Annotated in this window: 19 protein-coding genes; 9 read left to right on the top strand and 10 right to left on the bottom strand. The window is 70.3% G+C overall.

The window, feature by feature from the left end; all coding sequences use genetic code 11:
• Window positions 1-112: 112 nt before the first annotated feature.
• Complete coding sequence (locus tag OG746_RS01550) at window positions 113-1819, top strand: LCP family protein (RefSeq protein WP_266710950.1); 1707 nt, start codon at window positions 113-115, stop codon at window positions 1817-1819.
• A gap of 86 nt (window positions 1820-1905) precedes the next feature.
• Window positions 1906-3582 (top strand): LCP family protein, encoded by a 1677-nt coding sequence (locus OG746_RS01555; protein WP_266710951.1) that lies wholly within the window; start codon window positions 1906-1908, stop codon window positions 3580-3582.
• Window positions 3583-3663: 81 nt separating this feature from the next.
• On the opposite strand, the gene OG746_RS01560 is transcribed toward OG746_RS01555, so the two are convergent.
• On the bottom strand, window positions 3664-4710 hold the full coding sequence (locus OG746_RS01560; RefSeq protein WP_266710952.1) for a glycosyltransferase family 2 protein: 1047 nt from the start codon (window positions 4708-4710) through the stop codon (window positions 3664-3666).
• A 175-nt stretch (window positions 4711-4885) separates the two neighbouring features.
• On the opposite strand from OG746_RS01560, the gene OG746_RS01565 reads away from it, so the two are divergent.
• On the top strand, window positions 4886-6358 hold the full coding sequence (locus OG746_RS01565) for an LCP family protein (RefSeq protein ID WP_524540360.1): 1473 nt from the start codon (window positions 4886-4888) through the stop codon (window positions 6356-6358).
• An 88-nt stretch (window positions 6359-6446) separates the two neighbouring features.
• On the opposite strand, the gene OG746_RS01570 is transcribed toward OG746_RS01565, so the two are convergent.
• The gene (locus OG746_RS01570; protein WP_266710954.1) at window positions 6447-6992 is read right to left on the bottom strand and encodes an acyl-CoA thioesterase; all 546 of its coding nucleotides are present in this window, start codon (window positions 6990-6992) and stop codon (window positions 6447-6449) included.
• Between the two features lie 108 nt (window positions 6993-7100).
• On the opposite strand from OG746_RS01570, the gene OG746_RS01575 reads away from it, so the two are divergent.
• Genes OG746_RS01575 through OG746_RS01585 form a run of 3 tightly spaced genes read left to right on the top strand, consistent with a single transcriptional unit; the run spans window position 7101 to window position 9904 of the window.
• The gene (locus tag OG746_RS01575) at window positions 7101-8378 is read left to right on the top strand and encodes an LCP family protein (protein WP_266710955.1); all 1278 of its coding nucleotides are present in this window, start codon (window positions 7101-7103) and stop codon (window positions 8376-8378) included.
• 26 nt (window positions 8379-8404) lie between these two features.
• Window positions 8405-9148: an SDR family NAD(P)-dependent oxidoreductase gene (locus tag OG746_RS01580; protein WP_266710956.1), complete on the top strand. Its 744-nt coding sequence runs from the start codon at window positions 8405-8407 to the stop codon at window positions 9146-9148.
• A 12-nt stretch (window positions 9149-9160) separates the two neighbouring features.
• Window positions 9161-9904, top strand: a complete 744-nt coding sequence (locus OG746_RS01585) for an SAM-dependent methyltransferase (RefSeq protein WP_266710957.1) — start codon at window positions 9161-9163, stop codon at window positions 9902-9904.
• A 37-nt stretch (window positions 9905-9941) separates the two neighbouring features.
• Here the strand turns inward: OG746_RS01585 and OG746_RS01590 are convergent, their stop codons facing one another.
• Complete coding sequence (locus OG746_RS01590) at window positions 9942-11099, bottom strand: acyl-CoA dehydrogenase (protein ID WP_266710958.1); 1158 nt, start codon at window positions 11097-11099, stop codon at window positions 9942-9944.
• Window positions 11100-11303: 204 nt separating this feature from the next.
• On the opposite strand from OG746_RS01590, the gene OG746_RS01595 reads away from it, so the two are divergent.
• Window positions 11304-12629 (top strand): UDP-glucose dehydrogenase family protein, encoded by a 1326-nt coding sequence (locus OG746_RS01595; protein ID WP_266710959.1) that lies wholly within the window; start codon window positions 11304-11306, stop codon window positions 12627-12629.
• 16 nt (window positions 12630-12645) lie between these two features.
• Here the strand turns inward: OG746_RS01595 and OG746_RS01600 are convergent, their stop codons facing one another.
• Window positions 12646-13149 (bottom strand): CGNR zinc finger domain-containing protein, encoded by a 504-nt coding sequence (locus OG746_RS01600; RefSeq protein ID WP_266710960.1) that lies wholly within the window; start codon window positions 13147-13149, stop codon window positions 12646-12648.
• Window positions 13150-13236: 87 nt separating this feature from the next.
• Between OG746_RS01600 and OG746_RS01605 the strand changes: the two genes are divergently transcribed.
• Window positions 13237-13599 carry a VOC family protein gene (locus OG746_RS01605; RefSeq protein ID WP_266710961.1) on the top strand — a complete coding sequence of 121 codons (363 nt, stop codon included), beginning with the start codon at window positions 13237-13239 and terminating at the stop codon, window positions 13597-13599.
• Window positions 13600-13708: 109 nt separating this feature from the next.
• Here the strand turns inward: OG746_RS01605 and OG746_RS01610 are convergent, their stop codons facing one another.
• The 4 genes from OG746_RS01610 to OG746_RS01625 form a co-directional block, all read right to left on the bottom strand.
• A complete protein-coding gene (locus OG746_RS01610) occupies window positions 13709-14929 on the bottom strand; it encodes a dipeptidase (RefSeq protein ID WP_266710962.1) in 1221 nt (406 codons plus the stop codon).
• Window positions 14930-15684: 755 nt separating this feature from the next.
• A complete protein-coding gene (locus OG746_RS01615; RefSeq protein WP_266710964.1) occupies window positions 15685-16872 on the bottom strand; it encodes a dipeptidase in 1188 nt (395 codons plus the stop codon).
• An 8-nt stretch (window positions 16873-16880) separates the two neighbouring features.
• Window positions 16881-17423, bottom strand: a complete 543-nt coding sequence (gene purE / locus OG746_RS01620; RefSeq protein ID WP_266710966.1) for a 5-(carboxyamino)imidazole ribonucleotide mutase — start codon at window positions 17421-17423, stop codon at window positions 16881-16883.
• Complete coding sequence (locus OG746_RS01625) at window positions 17420-18622, bottom strand: 5-(carboxyamino)imidazole ribonucleotide synthase (RefSeq protein WP_524540361.1); 1203 nt, start codon at window positions 18620-18622, stop codon at window positions 17420-17422. The genes purE and OG746_RS01625 overlap by 4 nt, the downstream gene beginning before the upstream one ends.
• Before the next feature lie 130 nt (window positions 18623-18752).
• On the opposite strand from OG746_RS01625, the gene OG746_RS01630 reads away from it, so the two are divergent.
• Window positions 18753-19277, top strand: coding sequence for a GtrA family protein (locus OG746_RS01630; RefSeq protein WP_266710968.1), 525 nt, complete (start codon window positions 18753-18755; stop codon window positions 19275-19277).
• Between the two features lie 70 nt (window positions 19278-19347).
• On the opposite strand, the gene OG746_RS01635 is transcribed toward OG746_RS01630, so the two are convergent.
• Both OG746_RS01635 and OG746_RS01640 read right to left on the bottom strand, forming a co-directional pair.
• Complete coding sequence (locus OG746_RS01635; RefSeq protein WP_266710970.1) at window positions 19348-20628, bottom strand: sensor histidine kinase; 1281 nt, start codon at window positions 20626-20628, stop codon at window positions 19348-19350.
• A 124-nt stretch (window positions 20629-20752) separates the two neighbouring features.
• Window positions 20753-21430, bottom strand: coding sequence for a response regulator transcription factor (locus tag OG746_RS01640; RefSeq protein ID WP_266710971.1), 678 nt, complete (start codon window positions 21428-21430; stop codon window positions 20753-20755).
• Window positions 21431-21840: the final 410 nt, after the last annotated feature.

Raw genomic sequence — 21840 nt, forward strand, 5'->3', positions numbered from 1 at the left:
GCACCCGGCCATGCTTGCGAGCCAGGTCGCGCACTACTGACCGACTTGACCGGGCGCCCGCTTTTAAGGGGGGTGGGGCGCCGCGTGGCCCCGACGGAGGACACAGACAACCGTGGACGCGCAAGGCCGTGGGCGGGCGGAGAACATCGACCCCGCAGATCAGTGGGTGCTCAACCCCCACACCGGTGACTACGAACTGCGACTGACCCCCTCCGCTGGGCAGTCGGCAGTGCCCAGCCCGCGCCGCGCCGCGCCGCGCGGTGGCGGTTCCCGCCGTGGCAATCCGCAGGGTGGCGGCGGTCGACGCGACGTTCCTCCGCAGCGCAGACGCCGTGAGGCGCCCGCGCAGGACCAGGGCTCCGGCCGGCGGCGTTCGCGGCCGAAGAAGAAGTCGAAGGCCAAGAAGGTCATGCTGTGGACGGCCGGCGGCATGGCCATGGTCGTCCTGGTGGGAGCCGGAGTCGGCTACTGGTACTGGGAGCACCTCAACGGCAACATCACGTCGCAGGACGTGGTCGGCGCCAAGAACGGCTTCGCCAAGGACGAGGCGATCAACGTCCTCGTCATGGGTACCGACAAGCGCACCGGCAAGGGCAACGAGGGCTACGGCGACAAGGGCAGCGTCGGCCACGCCGACACCAATGTGCTGCTGCACGTCTCCAAGGACCGTACGAACGCGACCGCGTTGAGTATTCCGCGCGACCTCGTCGTGGATGTGCCGGACTGCGAGGTGAAGCAGAAGGACGGCTCGCTCAAGACCATCAAGGGCACGCCGAACGTCCGCTTCAACACCAGCCTCGGACAGGACGAACGCGACGCCGGCTGTGTCATGAAGACCGTCAAGGCGGTCACGGGCATCACCGTCGACCACTTCATGATGGCGGACTTCAACGCGGTGAAGACGCTGTCCAGCGCCGTCGGCGGCGTCCAGGTCTGCGTCGCCAAGGACGTCAACGACCCGGACTCGCACCTCAAGCTGTCGGCGGGCACGCACAATCTCCAGGGCGAGCAGGCGCTGGCCTTCCTGCGCACCCGGCACAGCTTCGGCAACCAGGGCGACCTGGACCGGATCAAGGTGCAGCAGCAGTTCCTCGGTTCGCTCGCGCGCAAGATGAGTTCGAGCGACACGCTCACCAACCCGCGCAAGCTGACGAGCCTCGCGGAGGCGGCGACCAAGGCGCTCACCGTCGACAAGGGCATCGGCAGCCTGAGCAGCCTCAAGGACCTGGCCCTCGAGATCAGGAAGGTGCCGCCGAAGAACCTGTCGTTCACCACGGTTCCCGTGATCGACAACCCGGCGGAGCCGACTCCCGTGACCGTCGTCGTGAACCCGACGGCCGGGCCGCCGGTCTTCAACGCGATCAAGAACGACGTGTCCCTCACGGAGACGAAGAAGAAGCAGAAGGAGAAGCAGGACGCGAAGCTCAAGGGCTCCAAGTCCGCCGCCTCCGCGGTCCGCGTCAACATCTACAACGGCAGTGGCAAGACCGGCGCCGCTCAGGAAACTCTCACGGAACTGCAGAACAATGAGGGCGTACTGAAGTCGAGCCAGATGGGCAACAAGCCGAATCAGGCGAAGACGAGCCTCGAGTACTCGCCGAACCAGGCGAGTCAGGCCCGGCGGCTCGCGGACATCATGGGCCTTCCGGCGTCCGCGCTGAAGGAGGGCCAGAGCGAGACCAACGATCAGGGGCTGCCGGCGATGAAGCTCATCCTCGGCGGCGACTTCAAGGGTGCGGGGACACCCGTCGACGGAGCTTCGGCAAAGGCGCCGGAGGTCGACAAGACAACAGCGGACAAGGCTGTGTGCGCCAAGTGACCAACCTCGGCCGCCTGTTGACTGTCTAAGTAAGTGACAGAGGGCGGCCGAGCCGCTGTCACAGGGCGGGGAGGGCGGGGTAGGACATGGGGCGAGGCACTGTGCGTGGGGAGCGCACACGGCGGCCTGCCGGGCGGGGAGAACCACCGAAACAGGCGTCCGACCTGGGGTGGGACGACAGCCTGTACGAGGACGCACCGGGCAGTGACGACGCGGACAGCCGCGGTCGCACCACCCGCAGCAGGCAGCGCGCGGCCGTCAGGCCGCGCCGCCGCAGACGACGAATACTGCGCTGGACCGCGAGCATCCTCGCGGTCCTGATCATCGGCACGGCGGGCGCCGGATACCTCTACTACCGCCATCTGAACGGAAATCTCGAGACGGGCAAGCTCAATCTCGGCGAGCACAAGGTGCCCGAACCGACGCCGAACGCGGCGGGTCAACGGCCGCTGAACATCCTGCTGATCGGCTCCGACAGCCGGAACACCAAGGAGAACCTGAAGCTCGGCGGGCACAAGCAGAGCGTCGGCTCCGCCCCGCTGGCCGACGTACAGATGCTGCTGCACCTGTCGGCCGACCGCAGCAACATGTCCGTGGTGAGCATGCCCCGCGACACCCTGACCCGGCTGCCCAAGTGCACCGACCCGAAGTCCGGCAAGGTGTACGAGGCGACGTTCTCCCGGCAGATGGTGAACTCCTCGCTGGCCCGCGGCGGCGCCGGCTGCACGGTCGCCACCTGGGAGGAGATGACCGGCATCCACATCGACCACTACATGATGGTCGACTTCTCGGGTGTCGTGTCGATGGCGGACGCGATCGGCGGCGTACCGGTCTGCGTCAACGCCAATGTCTACTCCAGGAACAGTTCGGGCGAGGGCTCGGGCCTGAAGCTGCGAAAGGGCACGACGTCCGTCAAGGGCGAGCAGGCCCTGCAGTGGCTGCGGACCCGGCACGGCTTCGAGGACGGCAGCGACATCGCGCGCGCCAAGGCGCAGCACATGTACATGAGCTCGATGGTCCGCGAGCTGCGCAAGAACGCGACGTTCAGCCACCCGGCCAAGCTGCGCACGCTCGCCGAGGAGGCGACGAACGCGCTCGGCGTCGACGACGGCCTCGACACGGTCAAGAAGCTGTACGACCTGAGCAACGAGCTGAAGCGGCCCGCGCCGAAGCGGATCACGATGACGACGATGCCGTTCGTGTACGAGGGTGCGCGCGTGGTGCCGAAGGAGAAGGACGCCGACTCGCTGTGGCGGCTGCTCCGTGACGACATCGCGCTCGACGGCAAGGACAAGGACGACAAGAAGAAGCCGAAGGACGAGACGTCCGACGATCCGGCCGCGGCCGACGGCAAGATCGCGGTGCAGGTGCGCAACGGCACGCGGACGGCGACGACACCCGCGGCGCCCGGTCGGGCCGCGCAGGTGGCGCAGGCGCTCACCGCCGAGGGCTTCACGCAGGCGGTCCCGGACCAGGCGCAGTCCCTCGTCGAGGACAGAACAGTGATCCGCTATCCGTCGGACGACCTGGAGGGCGACGCCCAGGCGGTCGCCAAGTACCTCGGGATTCCGCTGAGTTCGGTCCAGGAGTCGACGGAGGTTTCCGGGGTGACGCTGATCGTGGGCGCCGACTGGAAGACGGGCACCGCCTACCCGAAGTCGACGGACGACGAGGACGCGAGCAAGGCACTGGACAAGGAGCAGACACAGAACGGCGCGGACGACTCGAAGTGCATGGAGGTGGAGCAGGGCTACACCTGGTAGCTCCCACGCTCCTACGAGACACGCTCCTACGAGAACGGGGCGCGAGAGATGAACTCCCGCGCCCCGTAAGGAAGTTGACGGTCAGTTGACCGCGGGCTCCTGCGGCACGGCCGGGCGGCGCGACGCGATGACCTTCTTCGCGAGCGACTTCGGGCTGGTCAGGAAGCCCCAGCCCCACGTCATGTGCATCGTGGCGAGCGCGACGGGGATCTGGGCGCGCGCCTTCAGCGGCAGCCCCTTGCCCGCCGGGACCGAGCCCGCGACGATCGCCGCGAGGTAGCCGCCGGGGATCACGAAGCCCCACGGCGTGAGGGCGACGCCGACCACGACGCCCGCCGCGATCGCGCACACGGCGGTCGGCGGGGCGAGGTAGCGCAGGTTGATCGAACCGGAGTGGAAGCGGGCGACGACGTGCCGCCAACGGCCGTAGTTCCGGTACTGCTTGGCGAGTTCCCTGACACTCGGCCGGGGCCGGTAGGCGACCTTCAGGTCGGGCGAGAACCAGATGAGGCCGCCCGACTCACGGATCCGGAAGTTCAGCTCCCAGTCCTGGGCGCGGATGAACTCCTCGTTGTACCCGTCGAGCTTCTCGAGCACCTCGCGCCGGAAGACGCCCAGATAGACCGTCTCGGCCTGCTGCGCCTCGCCGCCCGTGTGGAACGCGGCGTTGCCGACGCCGATCTTCGACGTCATCGCGGCGGCGACGGCCTGCTCCCAGGCGTTGGTGCCCTGGGCGTGCATGATGCCGCCGACGTTCATCGCGCCGGTCTCATCCATGAGGCGGACGGCGGTGGCGATGTAGCCGGGCGAGAGCGCGGCATGACCGTCGACGCGGACGACGACCGGGTGGCGGGAGGCCTTGATCGCGGCGTTCAGGGCGGCGGGGGTGCGGCCCGTCGGGTTCGGCACCGTGGACACCTTGGGGTGCTCGGCGACGAGCCGCGCGGCGACCTCGTCCGTACGGTCGGTGGAGGGGCCGAGAGCGAGCACGACCTCCATCTCGCCGTCGTACTCCTGCGTCAGGATCGCCTCGACGGCCTCCTTCAGATGCCGCTCCTCGTTGAGGATGGGCATGATCACGGAGACGGCCGGGAGCTGCCGGTCGGGATTCGTGTTCTGGGTGTCCATTTCGTCTTTCACGGCCGGGGGTCCGGGGGTTGCCCCCGGAAAGTGCAGCATCGCGGGTCACGTTACCGCTAATGGGGGACACGGGCGCGCGCCGCCGAGTCGCTGCCGTGGGCAGCAGATCGTATGGGCCTACTGTGCTCGCGTCCCACGCCCACTGCCGCGGAGGTGTCCCCCGGTGCCCACGCCGCCCCGCTCCCCCGACCGTCCGCAGCGGCCCTCCCGTCCCCGGGGGCAGGCCCGCAGGAACGGTCGTCCGCCCCTCAGGAAGAAGTCCAGGTGGGCCATGCGGGTGGCGACGGCGCTGTCGGTGACGGTGCTCACCGCGGCCGGCGTCGGGCACGCGCTCGTCACCGGCATCGACGCCGGGATCCACCGGATCGACCCCTTCAAGGACATGAAGAACCGGCCCGCGGCGGGCGACGGCATGAACGTGCTGCTCGTCGGCACCGACGGCCGCGACAAGATCACCGAAGAGGAGCGTCAGAAGTACAAGCTCGGCGGCGCGCCGTGCCACTGCACGGACACCGTGATGATCGTGCACATCTCGGCGAACCACGAGCGCGCCTCCGTCGTCTCCCTCCCCCGCGACAGCTACGCGGAGATGCCGGCGCACACCGACATCAACAGCGGCGAGAAGCACCACCAGCACCCCGTGAAGCTGAACGCGGCGTACGCGGAGGGCGGGCCGCAGCTGACGCTGCGCACGGTCGAGCACATGACGAAGGTGAAGCTCGACCACTATCTGGAGGTCGACTTCACCAGCTTCATGAAGACGGTCGACGAGCTCGGCGGCGTCGACATCTGCACGGACTCCCCGCTCAAGGACTCCTACACCGGGCTCGATCTGGACACCGGCACGCACCGGTTGAACGGCGGGGAGGCCCTGCAGTACGTGCGGGCCCGGCACATGGACAGTGCGGGCGACCTCGGCCGGATGCAGCGCCAGCAGCGGTTCATGGCCGCGCTGATCTCGAAGGCGACGTCGTCGGGCGTGCTGCTCAATCCGGTCCGGTTCCGCGGTGTCGCCTCCACGCTGCTCCAGTCGGTCCGTGCCGACAAGGGATTCGGGTCGGACGAGATGGTGGACCTGGCGCGGGCGATGCGGAACTTCTCGCCGTCGTCCTCGGAGTTCACGACCGTGCCGATCGGGAACATGAGCTACCCCGTGCCGAACATCGGCTCCACCGTGAAGTGGGACGACAAGAAGTCCGCGGCGCTGTTCAAGGCGCTGCGCGAGGACAAGCCGCTCGCTCCGCACCTGCCGAAGGCGAAGAAGGCGGCCGTGGTCGACGTCTCACCGAAGGAGATCAGCGTCCAGGTCGAGAACGGGACGATGTCCTCCGGGCTCGGCAAGAAGGTCGACGCCGCGTTGAAGGGGACCGGGTTCCGGACGACCGGGGCGCCGGTCAACGCGGACGACCGCACCGCGAAGCGGACGACCGTGTTGTACGACCCCGGGTGGGACCGGTCGGCCAAGTCGTTGGCGGCGTCCCTGCCGGGGGCGGAGATGACGCCGGTGGACGGTCTTGGGTCGACGTTGAAGGTGGTCGCCGGGGCGGATTACAAGGGGGTGCGGGCGGTGCGGGCTCAGGATGCGGATCCGGGGGCGTTCGGGGCGGTTACCGGGGACCAGGTCGTGTGTGGTTGACCTCTTGTTGCGGTCGGCCGGGGTTGCGGTCGCGGGGCTCTGCCCCGGACCCCGCGGGCTCTCGTCCGAAGAGCGGGCTTGATTCGGCTCAATCGCCGGCGGGGCTTGAACTGCTCGCGCGCAGCTCCTTGATTGCGCGGCGCTTCGCCAAGCGGTGTTGGCGGCGGATCTGGGCCTCCTGGTAGCGGCGGCGGTCGCGGTCGGTCTCGGGTTCCACCGGGGGGACCGTGCGGGGCTTGCCGTCCGCGTCGACCGCCGCGAAGACCAGGTACGCCGAGCCGACCTGCTGCGCGGGCGTCGACTCGTTCCAGCGCTCGGCGAGCACCCGCACGCCCACCTCCATCGACGTGCGCCCCGTCCAGTTCACCTGCGCCTTCACGTGCACCAGGTCGCCCACGCGCACGGGCTCCAGGAACGCCATCTCGTCCATGGAGGCCGTCACCGCAGGTCCGCCCGAGTGCCGGCCGGCCACGGCACCCGCCGCGTCGTCCACCAGTTTCATGATCACGCCACCGTGCACCGTGCCGAGGAGGTTGGTGTCGTTGTGCGTCATGATGTGCGACAACGTCGTGCGGGAAGCGGAAGTCGCCTTGCCCGGAATATCCGATTCCGTGCCGTGGGCCAGGTCTGTCATGGCACCAACCTTATGCGCGTACCGAATGTGTTAGCTCTGCAACAGCACTGGTGCGATTTCTCTTCAGGGCTTGTGAGGCACACATTCGGGCACGGCACACTGAGCCCTATGAATGAGTGGCCCGACGGGCGGAGCGACAGGCAGGGCGGCGCCGGCAACGGCGGATACGGCCGTGGCAGCGGTAGCGCACGCCCGGAAGGCGCCCGTGTCATGGGGCACGTGCAGCGCCCCGTACCGCAGCAGCAGCAACCGCCCGCGTACGACGGCGGTGGCGGCGGGTACAACGCGTCGCACGACGACGGGTACAACACGGGCCAGGTCTACGGCCAGCCGAGCGGCCGGGGCCGGGGTCCCGGCTTCGACGACGGTGGCGACTACGGGCCGCCGAGCGGCCGGCCGGTGCGCCCCCGCAACTGGGGCAAGCGCATCAAGTGGACCGTCCTGACCGTGCTCTTCGTGGTGGTCGTCGCGAGCATCGGCACGTACTTCTGGGCCGACTCCAAGCTGCACCGCGACGTCGACCTGTCGAAGGTCATCAACCGGCCCGAGGCGGGCGACGGCACGAACTACCTGATCGTCGGCACCGACAGCCGTGAGGGCATGACCGCCGAGGACAAGAAGAAGCTGCACACCGGCTCCGCCGAGGGCAAGCGCACGGACACGATGATGATCCTGCACGTCGGCTCCAATGGGGACACTCTCGTCTCGCTGCCGCGTGACTCGAACGTCGAGATCCCCTCGTACAAGGGCGCCGAGTCCGGCAAGACGTACCCCGCCACGGGCCGCCAGACGAAGCTGAACGCCACGTACGCGGAGGACGGCCCGACGCTGCTCGTGCGCACCGTCGAGTCCAACACCGGTCTGCACATCGACCACTACGCGGAGATCGGCTTCGGCGGCTTCGCGAGCATCGTGGACGCGGTCGGCGGCGTCGACATGAACCTGAAGGAGGGCTTCAAGGACAAGTGGTCCGGGGCCGACTTCCAGAAGGGCAAGCAGACCCTGGACGGCCAGCAGGCCCTCGCCTTCGTCCGTACGCGGCACGCCTTCGCCCAGTCCGACCTGCAGCGCACCAAGAACCAGCAGCAGTTCCTCGGGGCGCTCGCCCACAAGGTGTCCTCGCCCTCGACGGTCCTGAACCCGTTCACGCTGTACCCGACGATGGGCGCGGGCCTCGACTCGCTCACCGTCGACAAGGACATGAGCCTGTGGGACCTCGGCAAGATGTTCATGGCGATGAAGTCCACCAACAGCGGTGACGGCAAGTCCATGAACATGCCGACGAGCGGTTCGGTCGGCGGCAACCTGCTGTGGGACAAGGCCAAGGTCAAGCAGCTGGTCGACCAGTTCAACAACGACGAGAAGGTCACGGTCTCCAGCGACTGAGGCCAGGATGTCGTCATGATGTCGTCATGACGTCCGCTCTCGTTCTCGGTGCCGCCGGTGGGGTCGGCCGGGCGATCGTGGCCCGGCTCGCCACCGGCGGTACGCATGTCGTCGCGGTCGACCAGGACCCGACGGTCCGTCAACTCCCGGGCGTGCACGCGGTGTTGGTGGGCGATGCCACCGAACCGGACGTCATCGGACGGGCCTTCGACGCCGCTCCCGAGGCGCCCACCGTCCTCGTGCACGCACTGCTGCACGAACTGCGGGCGCCACTCGGTGAGTTGACCGCGCCGCAGTGGCACCGGGTCTTCGACGTCGGGCTCGTCTCCGCCTGGCAGGCCGCCGCAGAGCTGGTGCGGCGCAAGGGTGCGGGGCCCGCGTCCGTGGTCCTCGTCGGCTCTGTGCACGCGCACGGTGCGGCGCCCGGCTGCGCCCCGTACGCGGTCGCCAAGGCGGGGCTCGGCGCGCTCGCCCGCGCGGCGGCCACCGAGTGGGGGCCGCTGGGGGTGCGCACCAATGTCGTCGAGCCCGGCTTCGTGCCCGTCGAGCGCAATGCCCACCGCTGGCGCGACCCCGCCGCACGCGCCCGCGTCGAGGCCGACTACCCGCTCGGCCGCCTCTGCTCCCCCGAGGAGATCGCCGACGTCGTCGCCTTCCTGGCCGGGCCCTCCTCCTCGTACGTCAACGGGGTCTGCCTGCCCGTGGACGGCGGCTACCTCGCGGCGCTGCCGGAAGTCACAAAAGGTGGTGCGGCGGGCCCCCGCCCCTGACACGCTGCGCCGATGGATCGCGAAGAGATCTCCCGCATCGCCCACACCGACCACCCGATCAAGGCCCCGCTCGGCGACGACTCCGTACGCGAACTGCTGCGCCACGCCCTGCCCCGCGGCGACGAGCGCGTCCTCGACCTCGGCTGCGGCCCCGCGGAATGGCTGTTGCGCGCCCTCGCGACGCATCCGGGCGTCCGGGCCGACGGCGTCGACCTGGACGAGGACTCCCTGACCGAGGCCCGCGAGCGGGCGGCCGCGGCGGGCGTGGGCGACCGGCTCGCGCTGCACCACAAGGCGGCCGAGGACTTCGTGCCGGAGAAGCCGTTCGACGCCGTGCTCAGCGTCGGCGCCGCGCACGCCTTCGGCGGCCTGCTCCCCACACTCGACGCGGCCCGCCCCCACCTGGCTCCGGGCGGCCGGGTCGTGATCGGCGACGGCTACTGGGAGGCCACGCCCTCCGCCGAGGCGGTCGAGATGCTCGGCGACTTCGCCGACCTGGCGACCACGCTCGACCGGGTCACCGAGGCCGGCTGGACCCCGGTCGCGGCGCACCTCAGCACCCGGCACGAGCTGGACGCGTACGAATGGTCCTGGCTCGGCTCCGTCGCGAACTGGTCCCTCGACCACCCGGACCACCCCGCCGGCGCCGACCTCCTGGAACTGGTCGGCGAGCGCCGCACGGAATGGCTGCGCGGCTACCGCCACTGCTTCGGCTTCGCGTGCCTGGTGCTGCGGCGGACTCACGAAGGCCCCTGATCCGTGCGGGTGATCAGGGGCCTCGGCGTGAGCGGTGTTACGGAAGGTTCCTCGCCATGACGACGCGCTGCACCTGGTTCGTGCCCTCGTAGATCTGGGTGATCTTGGCGTCGCGCATCATGCGCTCGACCGGGTAGTCGCGGGTGTAGCCGTAGCCGCCGAGCAGCTGGACGGCGTCCGTGGTGACCTCCATGGCGACGTCCGAGGCGAAGCACTTGGCGGCGGCGCCCTGGAACGTCAGGTCCTTGTCGCCGCGCTCCGACTTGGCGGCGGCCGCGTAGGTCAGCTGGCGGGCGGCCTCGATCTTCATGGCCATGTCCGCGAGCATGAACTGGACGCCCTGGAAGTCGCCGATCGGCTTGCCGAACTGCTTGCGCTCCTGGACGTAGCCCTTGGCGTAGTCGAGGGCGCCCTGGGCCACGCCCAGCGCCTGGGCGGCGATCGTGATGCGGGTGTGGTCGAGGGTCTTCATCGCCGTGGCGAAGCCGGTGCCCTCGGCGCCGATCATGCGGTCGGCGGGGATCCGCACGTTGTCGAGGTAGACCTCGCGGGTCGGCGAGCCCTTGATGCCGAGCTTCTTCTCCGGGGCGCCGAAGGAGACGCCCTCGTCGCTCTTCTCCACGACGAAGGCGGAGATGCCCTTCGAGCGCTTCTCCGGGTCGGTGACGGCCATCACCGTGTAGTACTCGGACTCACCGGCGTTGGTGATCCAGCGCTTCACGCCGTTGAGGACCCAGGAGTCGCCGTCGCGCACGGCGCGGGTCTTCATGCCCGCCGCGTCCGAACCGGCGTCCGGCTCGCTCAGGCAGTACGAGAACATGCCGTCGCCCTTGGCCAGCGGGCCCAGGTACTTCTTCTTCAGCTCCTCGGAGCCGGAGAGGATCACGGGGAGGGAGCCGAGCTTGTTCACGGCGGGGATGAGGGAGGACGAGCAGCAGACGCGCGCCACCTCCTCGATCACGATGACCGTGGCGAGCGCGTCGGCGCCCGCGCCGCCGTACTCCTCGGGGACGTGCACCGCGTGCAGGTCCGATGCGGTCAGCGCGTCGAGCGCCTCGCGCGGGAAGCGCGCCTCCTCGTCCACCGCGGCGGCGAACGGGGCGATCTTCGCCTCGGCCAGCGCACGGATCGTGTCGCGGAGCATGTCGTGCTCCTCGGACGGGCGGTACAGGTCGAAGTCAGCCGATCCGGCCAAGGTCTCTCACGCTCCAAGCCACGCTTTTACTGGTGCAGATGTCGATGCTAATTACCGTTAAGTAACTCGAATTTTAGGTCTCGGCGCACACCACGGATACGTGAGCTACGCGACAAACGGAAAGTTGCCCGGTGAGGCGCCTCCACACGCCACGGCTATGCTCGGCAGCGCCCTGAAGCACCCACACCTCTGGAGCCCCCCGATATGGCCCTCAAGATCACCGTGATCGGCACCGGCTACCTCGGCGCGACACACGCCGCAGCCATGGCCGAACTCGGCTTCGAGGTGCTCGGCCTGGACGTCGTGCCCGAGAAGATCGACATGCTCACGCGGGGCGAGGTCCCGATGTACGAGCCCGGCCTGGAGGATCTCCTGCGCCGGCACGTCTCGGGGTTCGAGGGTTCGAGCGGGCGGCTGCGCTTCACGATGGACTTCGCCGAGGCCGGCGAGTTCGGCGATGTGCACTTCGTGTGCGTGAACACGCCGCAGAAGCACGGCGAGTACGCCTGTGACATGAGCTACGTCGACGCCGCCTTCTCCTCGCTCGCCCCGCACCTGAAGGAGGGCGCGCTCGTCGTCGGCAAGTCGACCGTGCCGGTCGGCTCGGCGGTCCGCCTCACCGAACTGCTGCCGCAGCACGCGGAGTTGGCGTGGAACCCGGAGTTCCTGCGCGAGGGCTTCGCCGTGAACGACACGCTGCACCCGGACCGGATCGTGGTCGGCGTGAACAGCGACAGGGCCGAGAACCTGCTGCGCGAGGTGTACGCGAAGCCGCTCGCCGAGGGCACCCCGTTCATCGTGACGGACTACCCGACCGCCGAGCTGGTGAAGACGTCGGCGAACTCCTTCCTCGCCACCAAGATCTCCTTCATCAACGCCATGGCCGAGGTCTGCGAGGCGGGTGGCGGCGATGTCGCGAAGCTCGCCGAGGCGATCGGCTACGACGAGCGGATCGGGCACAAGTTCCTGCGGGCCGGTATCGGCTTCGGCGGCGGCTGCCTGCCCAAGGACATCCGCGCGTTCATGGCGCGCGCCGGAGAGCTGGGCGCCGACCAGGCCCTGACGTTCCTCCGCGAGATCGACTCCATCAACATGCGGCGGCGCGGCGCGATGGTCGAGATGGCGCGCGAGGCGCTCGGCGGCGGGGCGTTCCTGGGCAAGCGGGTCGCCGTCCTCGGCGCCACGTTCAAGCCCGACTCCGACGACGTACGGGACTCCCCCGCCCTCAACGTCGCCGGGCAGATCCACCTCCAGGGCGGCCAGGTCACGGTCTACGACCCGAAGGGCATGGACAACGCGCGCCGCGTCTTCCCGACGCTCGGCTACGCGGACTCGGCCCTCGATGCGGTGCGCGGGGCGGACATCGTGCTGCACCTCACCGAGTGGCGCGAGTTCCGCGAGCTCGACCCGGCGGATCTCGCCAAGGTCGCCACGAGCCCGGTGGTCCTGGACGGGCGCAACGCGCTGGACAGTGCGCTGTGGCGGGCGGCCGGGTGGACGTACCGGGCGATGGGACGTCCGTCCGCGTAGACCCCGTTCCGAGGCTCTACTTGGCGCGGTAGCGCCGCATCTTCGCCCGGGCCCCGCAGACCGCCATGTCGCACCAGCGACCGCGGCCCGCGGGGCTCCGGTCGTAATACGCCCAGTGGCAGTCGGCCGCCTCGCAGGCCTTGAGCCGCGCCCAGGTGCCGTCGCCGCGCGCCTCGGCGATGGCGGCCGCCACGCGTCCGGCCAGGGAGCCGCCGCGCACCGGGACCAGGCTCGCCGCGCCGTCCCGCTCGTCGACCGCCACCCGCAGCGGCGCCCGCGCGAGCAGCTCGCCCAGCGGGGCCACGGTGCGGTGCGGCGGGTGGCCCGCGTGGGCCAGGCAGGCCGCGCGCAGCGACTCGCGCAGTTCGCGCGCCTCGTCCAGCCCGTCCGCCGCGATGCCGAAGCGCTCGCGCACCTCGGCCCGGTCCAGCGCGTCCTCGCCCGTCGCGATGTCGAGCAGCGTGTTCACCAGGGCCTCGATCAGGGCGAGGCCGCCGGGCGCGGTCGGGCGGGCATTCATGGTTGCGACGTTACCCGCAATGCGGGATTATCCAGTAACGCCGAAGTTACCGGTTGGCCCCGTATAGGGGTAACACGAGGAGGCATCATGCCCATCGCACAACTCGGAGTCGTCGTCCTGGACTGTCCGCGGCCGCGTGAGCTGGCGGAGTTCTACGCCGCCGTGCTCGGCGGCAGCATCACCGGGGACGAAGAGGGCTGGGTCGACGTTGCGGCGCCGGGCGGCCACCGCCTCGCGTTCCAGCAGGCGCCCGGGTACGTGGCGCCCTCCTGGCCCGCGCCGGACGCGTCGCAGCAGTACCACCTCGACCTGACCGCGGAGGACCTGGACGCGGCCGAGAAGGAGATCCTCGCGCTGGGCGCCACGGTGCTCGACGCGGAGGACCGCGACCGCAGCTGGCGGGTTTACGCGGACCCCGCGGGGCACCCGTTCTGCCTCTGCGCCTGCTGAGCCTCGCGGGACGCATCTGACGACGAGGGCGGCGCGCGTGACTTCCGGGTGTACGCGGATCCGGCGGGGCATCCGTTCTGCTTGATCCGGCCGGAGGCCGGCTGGCGCGTCAGGGTTCGTGGGTGGCGGTCGACGGGCCGCGGCGGTGTTGCGCGGCGCGGGAGACGAACTCCGTGCTGCGCAGCACCCGTTGGGCGTTGCCCCAGGTGAGCAGGGCGAGGTCGGCGTCGGTCCAGCCGCGGTCCTGGAGTTCCGCGATCAGGGCCGGGTAGCCGGCGACGTCGGTGAGGTCCTCGGGGCGCGCCTCCCCGGTGTCGTACGTCCCCGACAGGCCGACCGCCTCGGGGCCCGCGAGGCGCCGCACGTGGTCGACGTGGTCGGCCACGTCGCGCAGGGCGGGGCCCGTACGGTCCGCGGAGCACGGCACCAGGCACAGTCCCCCGCCCTCGCCGAGTGCGGCAAGGAGGTCGTCCGGGGCGTTGTCGGGGTGGTGGTTCAGGGCGTGGGCGCCGGAGCGGGTCAGGGCGACCGGGGCCTTGGAGACGGCGAGGACGCGGGCGGCGGTCGCGGCCGAGGCGCCGGTGAGGTCGATGAGCATGCCGAGCCGGTTCATCTCCCGTACGACCTCTTCGCCGAACCGGGTCAGGCCGGCGTCCGACGCCCATGACGTGCCGCTCAGCGTGAGGGCGCGCAGGCCGAGGGCGTGCAGGGAGCGCAGCGTGCCGAGCGAGTCCGCCGCCGCCATGGCCGGGGCCGGGCCGATGAGGACGGCGATACGGCCGTGGGCGCGGGCGTCGGCGGTGTCCGAGGCGGAGCGGGAGAGGCGGAGGTCCTCCGGGTGGCGGGCGACGACGTTGGTGATCAGGTCGATCTGCTCCAGCGTCGTGGCGACCGGGGCGTCCGGGGCTACGTGGGGTGCCCACAGCTGCGCGCCGGTGCCGCCTGCGCGCAACCTCGGCAGATCGGCCTCCACGGCACTCTCGCCCAGCTCCAGGTCGTACCAGGGCAGAGTCCGCAGGACCTGCGGGAGACCGCAGTATCCGTCGGCCACGGGGTGGCGGGTGAGGAGGTCGTGGGGTGGGGTGGGGTCCGCGGGGGTCGGGGCCGCCGGTGTGGGATCGGCGGGGGTTGGGGCGTTGCCCGTGTTGCCCGCGTCGGCCGGGGCGTGGCCTGCGGGTGTGGGGTCCGCCGGTGTGGGGGGCGCGTTGCCCGCGTCGGCCGGGACATGGCCTGCGGGCGTGGGTCTTGCGAGGTCGGCGGTGGCGGGCCTCGCGGCTTCCAGGTCGCCTGCCTCGGCGGGGGCGGTGAGTTCGTCCTGTAGGTCTGCCATGGCAGGGCTCCGGACGTCGGTGGGACAGTCGTTCGGACCACCGTTGCACGGGGTGCGAGTGGGGTCTCGGTGAGCGGTGCCGTTCGGGTGGGCGGGGGTGTGGTTGGGCGGGGGGCCGGGGGTCTCTGGTCCGGGGAGCCGGGGTCCCGCCCTGCGTACTCGTGCGCGGCACCGGGGCCCCGAGCTTTGCCGGGGACAGCACCCCACGCCATCCGCACGATCCGCTGCACCACCCCGCGGAGGGGGTGGGTGGGAGATAGGCGGGGCGGCGGCCCAACGGGCCCCGGCGCCGGACGCGTCGCGGCGGCGGGGTTCGAAGCGTTGCGGGACGGCGCCGGAGGCGATGGGCGCGGGGCGCCGGGGGCGGACGTGCCCACCCTGCCGTCCGATGGGGTCGCACCTGCCGGAGCCGGTCGGAAAGCTTGGGAAAGGCAGATTGCCCAAGGCGTGGCAGGCCCTGCCGTCTCGGGTGGGGAAGTCACGTCCGGCGGCGGACTACCCGATGCGGGGCGGCAGTCGACGCCATGGACTGGGGCTGAACCATGCCGGTGGCTGCTCGTCCGAGGCAGGGGCGGCGGGGCTGGGGCTGGGGCTGGGGGCGTAGCCCCAGGGCTCAACCCCGGCGCAGGCAGAGCGAATCAGCGCCGGGAAGCGCCCAACCGCAGCCCCCGGAGGGGGCGGGTGGTGGGAGGTGGGCGAGGCAAGCCGAGCGAGCCGGGGGCACCGCAACCACCCCACCCGGTCCGAGCCGCCCGCTACCCGTCCAGCTGCGACAGCGTCGCGTTCGACGGGCCCCTGCGGGACCGGAGGTCGGACGCCACCGATTCCGCGTCGCCGAGCACCCGCACCGCGTTGCGCCACGTCAGCTTGGAGAGGTCGTCGCGGGACCAGCCGCGGTCGACCAGTTCCGCGATGAGGTTCGGGTAGCCGGAGACGTCGTCGAGGCCGTCCGGTGTGAACGCCGTGCCGTCGTAGTCGCCGCCGATGCCGATGTGGTCGACGCCGGCCACTTCGCGCATGTGGTCGAGGTGGTCCGCCACCGTGGAGACCGTGGCCACCGGCCGCGGGCGCGCCTCCTCGAAGGCGCGGTGCAGCTTCATCGCCTCCGGGGACGTGTCCAGGTGGTGGAAGCCGTGGGAGCGGAGGTTGTCGTCCGCGGCCGCGGTCCAGTCGACGGCCGCCTGCAATACGAACTTCGGGACGAAGGTGGCCATGGCCACTCCCCCGTTCCCCGCCAACCGCTCCAGCACGTCGTCAGGGATGTTGCGGGGGTGGTCGCACACCGCCCGCGACGAGGAGTGGGAGAAGATCACGGGTGCCTCGGACACGTCCAGCGCCGCGCGCATCGTCGTCGCCGCGACGTGCGAGAGGTCGACCAGCATGCCCTCGCGGTTCATCTCGCGGACCACCTCGCGGCCGAAGGCCGAGAGGCCGCCGACACCGGGCTCGTCCGTCGCCGAGTCCGCCCACGCGATGTTGTCGTTGTGCGTGAGTGTCATGTAGCGGACGCCCAGCGCGTACAACGCCCGTAGCGTGGCAAGGGAGTTGTTGATGGAATGGCCGCCCTCGGCGCCCTTGAGCGAGGCGATGCGGCCCTCCTTCCGCGCCGCTTCCATGTCGGCCGCGGTCCGCGCCTCGCGCAACTCACCCGCGTACCGGGCGATCAACTGGTCGACGCAGTCGATCTGTTCGAGCGTGGCGCTGACCGCCGCGTCGCCCGACAGGTCCGTACGGACGTACACCGACCAGAACTGCGCGCCGACGCCGCCGGCCTTCAACCTGCCCAGGTCCGTGTGGAGATGGGCGCTCTGGTCGGTGGCGATGTCGCGCGCGTCGATGTCGTACGTGACCTGCTCGCGCAGCGCCCACGGCAGGTCGTTGTGCCCGTCGACGACCGGGAACTCGGCGAGCAGCGAGCGGGCTTCCTCAAGAGGGGTACTCATGCGCGCGCTCACTTCCCGAAGCCGAAGCCCGTGCCCGAGCCCTCGACCTTGGCCCGCAGCCGCTTGCCCTTCTCGGTCGCCTGGTCGTTCAGCTCCTGCTGGAAGTCCCGCATGCGGCCGAGGAGTTCCTCGTCGTGGGCGGCGAGGATGCGGGCCGCGAGCAGGCCCGCGTTGCGCGCGCCGCCGACCGAGACCGTGGCGACGGGGACGCCCGCCGGCATCTGCACGATGGACAGCAGGGAGTCCATGCCGTCGAGGTACTTCAGCGGGACCGGCACGCCGATCACCGGCAGCGGCGTCACCGACGCCAGCATGCCGGGCAGGTGGGCCGCGCCGCCCGCGCCCGCGACGATCGCCTTGAGGCCGCGCTCGGCGGCCTGCTCCCCGTACGAGATCATCTCGTGCGGCATCCGGTGCGCGGAGACGACGTCGACCTCGTAGGGGATCTCGAACTCGTCGAGGGCCTTCGCCGCGGCCTCCATGACGGGCCAGTCGGAGTCCGAGCCCATGACGATGCCGACGACGGGGGACGTGCGGGTCGTGCTGCTCATTCGGTGATCGTGCCCCTCAGGTAGCCGGCTGCGTGCCGGGCGCGGTCGAGGACGGCGTCGAGGTCGTCGCCGTAGGTGTTGACGTGACCGACCTTGCGGCCGGGCTTCACGTCCTTGCCGTACATGTGGATCTTGAGCTGCGGGTCGCGGGCCATGCAGTGCAGATACGCGCTGTACATGTCCGGGTAGTCGCCGCCCAGGACGTTGCACATGACCGTCCATGTCGCGCGCGGGCGCGGGTCGCCGAGCGGCAGGTCGAGGACGGCGCGCACGTGGTTCGCGAACTGGGACGTCACCGCCCCGTCCATCGTCCAGTGGCCGGAATTGTGCGGGCGCATCGCGAGTTCGTTGACCAGGATGCGGCCGTCGCGGGTCTCGAAGAGCTCGACCGCGAGGTGGCCGACCACGCCGAGCTCCTGCGCGACGCGCAGCGCCAGCTCCTGCGCCTCGCCGGCGAGGGACTCGTCCAGCTCGGGGGCCGGCGCGATCACCGTGTCGCAGACGCCGTCGACCTGCTGGGACTCGACGACCGGGTACGCGACCGCCTGGCCGTGCGGGGAACGGACGACGTTGGCCGCCAGCTCCCGTACGAAGTCGACCTTCTCCTCGGCGAGGACCGGCACGCCCGCCTTGAACGGGTCGGCGGCGTCGGCCTCGGAGCGTACGAACCACACGCCCTTGCCGTCGTAGCCGCCGCGCACCGTCTTGAGGATGACGGGGAAACCCTCGCCCTCCTCGGCGAACGCGACCACATCGGCCGGGTCCCGCACGATGCGGTGGCGCGGGCACGGCACGTCGAGCGACGTGAGCTTCGCGCGCATCTCGCCCTTGTCCTGGGCGTACAGCAGCGCGTCGGGCCCCGGGCGGACGGGGATGCCGTCCGCCTCCAGGGCCCGTAGGTGCTCTGTCGGTACGTGCTCGTGATCGAAGGTGATCACGTCACAGCCGCGCGCGAACTCGCGCAGCGTGTCCAGGTCGCGGTAGTCGCCGACGACGACATCACCGACGACCTGCGCCGCGGAATCCTGCGGGGTGTCACTGAGGAGCTTGAACCTGATGCCGAGCGGGATGCCTGCCTCGTGTGTCATACGAGCGAGCTGTCCACCGCCGACCATGCCGACTACGGGGAACGTCACCGGTCCAGGGTATCGGCCATTTGACCGGATCTCGTACGCACCTCGTCCTGTAGGAAAGGACAAGGAAGGGGCGAGGTACGGCCATCGTCACCGTCCCCCGACGTCCGGGAGGGGCCCCGGTTAGCATGGCTGGGTCGGTCATGACCGGACGGACCGGCCCAGATCAGGAAACCACGGGGGCTGAGGCGACTACATGGGTATCACCGGACGTACCGGCCGCATCGGCGCACTGCGACAGCGGCTCGCGGGCGTGGCCCGTGAGGTCGCGAAGTTCGGTGTCGTCGGCGCCCTGGGCGTCCTCGTGAACTTCGCCGTCTTCAACCTCATGCGGCACAGCACCGACCTCCAGGTGGTGCGGGCCAGCGTGATCGCGACGGTCGTCGCCATCGCCTTCAACTACGTGGGATTCCGCTACTTCACGTACCGCGACCGCGACAAGAGCGGGCGGACCAAGGAACTCACGCTGTTCCTGCTGTTCAGCGCGGCGGGCCTGATCATCGAGAACGGTGTCCTGTACGCGGCGACGTACGGGTTCGGGTGGAACAGCTCGTTGCAGAGCAACATCTTCAAGTTCCTCGGCATGGGGCTCGCGACCCTGTTCCGGTTCTGGTCGTACCGGACGTGGGTGTTCAAGGCGCTGCCCGCGAGGGAGGCCGTGGCCAGCGCGGAATCGTTCCTCGGCGAGTCGCCCGCGCCGCCGGTGCAGCGCGTGAAGTGACCGCGGCTGCCTGATCCAGTGACCGCTCTCTGATCCACCTGATCTACCTGATCTACCTGATCTACCTGATCTACCTGATCATTTGTTCCTCGTCCGCGTCGTCGCCCGACGCCTTCTTCAGTGGCGTACGGGAGAGGAACAGGCCGAAGACCGGCGGGGTGGTCTGGAGCATTTCGAGGCGGCCGCCGTCGGCCTCCGCCAGGTCGCGGGCGACGGCGAGGCCGATGCCCGTCGAATTCCGGCCACTGATGGTCCGCTCGAAGATCCGCGAGCCCAGCTCCGGCGGGACCCCGGGGCCCTCGTCCGTGACCTCGACGATGGCCTGGCTGCCGGTGACGCGGGTACGCAGGGCGACCGTGCCGCCACCGTGCATCAGCGAGTTCTCGATCAGCGCGGCGAGCACCTGGGCCACCGCGCCCGGGGTGCCGACCGCCGTGAGGTGGCGCTTGCCGGAGGAGACGATCGCGCGTCCGGCGCTGCGGTAGGCGGGCCGCCACTCCTCCAGCTGCTGCTTGATCACCTCGTCCAGGTCGAAGGGGACGGCGGATCCGGTGCGCGGGTCACGGGAGTTGGTGAGCAGCCGCTCGACGACGTCGGTGAGCCGCTCGACCTGCGCGAGCGCGATCGTCGCCTCCTCCTTCACCTCGTCGAGGTCCTCGGTCATGGTGATCTCCTCCAGGCGCATGGAGAGCGCCGTGAGGGGCGTACGCAGCTGGTGCGAGGCGTCGGCCGCGAGGCGCCGCTCGGCCGTCAGCATGCGGGCGATGCGCTCGGCCGAGCCGTCGAGGACGTCGGCGACGCGGTCGAGCTCCGGGACGCCGTAGCGCTTGTGGCGGGGGCGCGGGTCGCCGGACCCGAGGCGTTCCGCCGTTGAGGCGAGGTCGGTGAGCGGGGACGCGAGGCGGTTCGCCTGGCGTACGGCGAGCAGCACGGCGGCGACGATCGCGAGGAGGGCCACGCCCGCGATGATCAGGAGCGTGCGGCCGACCTCCGTGGTGACGGCCGAGCGGGCCTCCTCGACGGTGACCTTCTCGCCCTGCTCGCCCGTCGCCGTGTAGGAGATGACCTCGCCTACGGGTTCCGTGCCGATGGTGAGCGGCTGGCGGCCGGGCATGTCGATCTCGGCGTAGCGCTCCCCTGCGACCTGGTCCTTGAGGATGCTGCCGGTGATCTGTTCCTCGCTGAGGATTCTGCTGTCCACGATGGAGGCGAGGCGGACGGCCTCCGACTCCACGCGTTCCTGGGCGCTGTTGGTGATGGTTCGGGTCTCCACGATGACCAGGGAGACGCCGAAGACGGCGATCACGACCAGGACGACGGCGAGGGTGGAGTTGATCAGGCGGCGGCGCATGTTCTTAGTGTCCCGGATTGGTGCGCGGCACCGGGGTTAGGGACTCGGGGCTCCGCCCCGGACCCCGCTGCTCAATCTCCCCCAGCTACCGCTGGGAGGTGCCCCCTGCAGGGGCTTATCCGGATCAGCTTTTCTCGAACCTGAAGCCCACGCCGCGGACCGTTGCGATGTAGCGCGGGTTCGCCGCGTCGTCGCCGAGCTTCTTGCGGAGCCACGAGATGTGCATGTCGAGGGTCTTGGTCGACGACCACCACGTCGTGTCCCAGACCTCGCGCATCAGCTGGTCGCGGGTGACCACGCGGCCCGCGTCCCGTACGAGGACCCGCAGGAGGTCGAACTCCTTGGCGGTGAGCTGGAGTTCCTCCTCGCCCATCCACGCGCGGTGCGACTCGACGTCGATCCGGACGCCGTGCGTGGCCGGGGCCTGGACGGGCTCGGTGGCGCCGCGCCGGAGCAGGGCCCGGACGCGGGCGAGCAGCTCGGCGAGGCGGAAGGGCTTGGTCACGTAGTCGTCGGCGCCGGCGTCGAGGCCGACGACCGTGTCCACCTCGTCCGCGCGGGCGGTGAGGATCAGGACCGGCACCGTGTGCCCCTCGGCGCGCATTCTGCGGGCCACCTCGAGGCCGTCCATTCCCGGCAGTCCGAGGTCGAGCACGACGAGGTCGATGCTTCCCTGCAGTCCGGCGTCGAGGGCGGTCGGACCGTCCTCGCGCACTTCCACCTCGTAACCCTCGCGGCGCAGGGCGCGGGCCAGCGGCTCCGAGATGGACGCGTCGTCCTCGGCGAGCAGTACACGGGTCATGAGGTGATGGTAGTCCGCGGCGGACGACGCCCGTAGGGTGATCCGCCACTGCGGCTTCCCGTGCCTAACGGAATTTTGGCCTCCGGGCTCGCGCCCTGCGGTGTCCGGGTGCCATCGTGGGGATGACCTTTGAAACAGCGCCGGTGGTTCCGTGAAGGCCTGTGATCCATCTCTCAAGTCCTTCCATATACCACTGAGTCGTTCGTAAGGTGATTCAACGCCTGATGCACTACAGGGGGACCTTTGGAGCGCACTGCGCACCCAAGGTCCCTTTCTTGTGTGAGCTGACGTCAGTCAGCATTTTTAGGAATGACCTGTGGCCGGGCCCCGCGTGTAAGGAAGCGCGCCGGGGTGTGGATCTCGGGCCCGCCGCATCGGCGGGTTTCGGTGCCGGCCTCCCCCACGCGGGC

Source organism: Streptomyces sp. NBC_01016 (assembly GCF_026341035.1).
GTDB lineage: Bacteria > Actinomycetota > Actinomycetes > Streptomycetales > Streptomycetaceae > Streptomyces.

Excerpts from the sequence above, each read along its gene's own strand:
- OG746_RS01585 (WP_266710957.1), top strand. The coding sequence starts at position 9,161 with ATGGATCGCGAAGAGATCTCCCGCATCGCCCACACCGACCACCCGATC.
- OG746_RS01605 (WP_266710961.1), top strand. The coding sequence starts at position 13,237 with ATGCCCATCGCACAACTCGGAGTCGTCGTCCTGGACTGTCCGCGGCCG.
- OG746_RS01580 (WP_266710956.1), top strand. The coding sequence starts at position 8,405 with ATGACGTCCGCTCTCGTTCTCGGTGCCGCCGGTGGGGTCGGCCGGGCG.
- OG746_RS01630 (WP_266710968.1), top strand. The coding sequence starts at position 18,753 with ATGGGTATCACCGGACGTACCGGCCGCATCGGCGCACTGCGACAGCGG.
- OG746_RS01575 (WP_266710955.1), top strand. The coding sequence starts at position 7,101 with ATGAATGAGTGGCCCGACGGGCGGAGCGACAGGCAGGGCGGCGCCGGC.
- OG746_RS01640 (WP_266710971.1), bottom strand. The coding sequence starts at position 21,430 with ATGACCCGTGTACTGCTCGCCGAGGACGACGCGTCCATCTCGGAGCCG.
- OG746_RS01635 (WP_266710970.1), bottom strand. The coding sequence starts at position 20,628 with ATGCGCCGCCGCCTGATCAACTCCACCCTCGCCGTCGTCCTGGTCGTG.
- OG746_RS01595 (WP_266710959.1), top strand. The coding sequence starts at position 11,304 with ATGGCCCTCAAGATCACCGTGATCGGCACCGGCTACCTCGGCGCGACA.
- OG746_RS01610 (WP_266710962.1), bottom strand. The coding sequence starts at position 14,929 with ATGGCAGACCTACAGGACGAACTCACCGCCCCCGCCGAGGCAGGCGAC.
- OG746_RS01615 (WP_266710964.1), bottom strand. The coding sequence starts at position 16,872 with ATGAGTACCCCTCTTGAGGAAGCCCGCTCGCTGCTCGCCGAGTTCCCG.
- OG746_RS01560 (WP_266710952.1), bottom strand. The coding sequence starts at position 4,710 with ATGGACACCCAGAACACGAATCCCGACCGGCAGCTCCCGGCCGTCTCC.
- OG746_RS01570 (WP_266710954.1), bottom strand. The coding sequence starts at position 6,992 with ATGACAGACCTGGCCCACGGCACGGAATCGGATATTCCGGGCAAGGCG.
- purE (WP_266710966.1), bottom strand. The coding sequence starts at position 17,423 with ATGAGCAGCACGACCCGCACGTCCCCCGTCGTCGGCATCGTCATGGGC.
- OG746_RS01600 (WP_266710960.1), bottom strand. The coding sequence starts at position 13,149 with ATGAATGCCCGCCCGACCGCGCCCGGCGGCCTCGCCCTGATCGAGGCC.
- OG746_RS01555 (WP_266710951.1), top strand. The coding sequence starts at position 1,906 with ATGGGGCGAGGCACTGTGCGTGGGGAGCGCACACGGCGGCCTGCCGGG.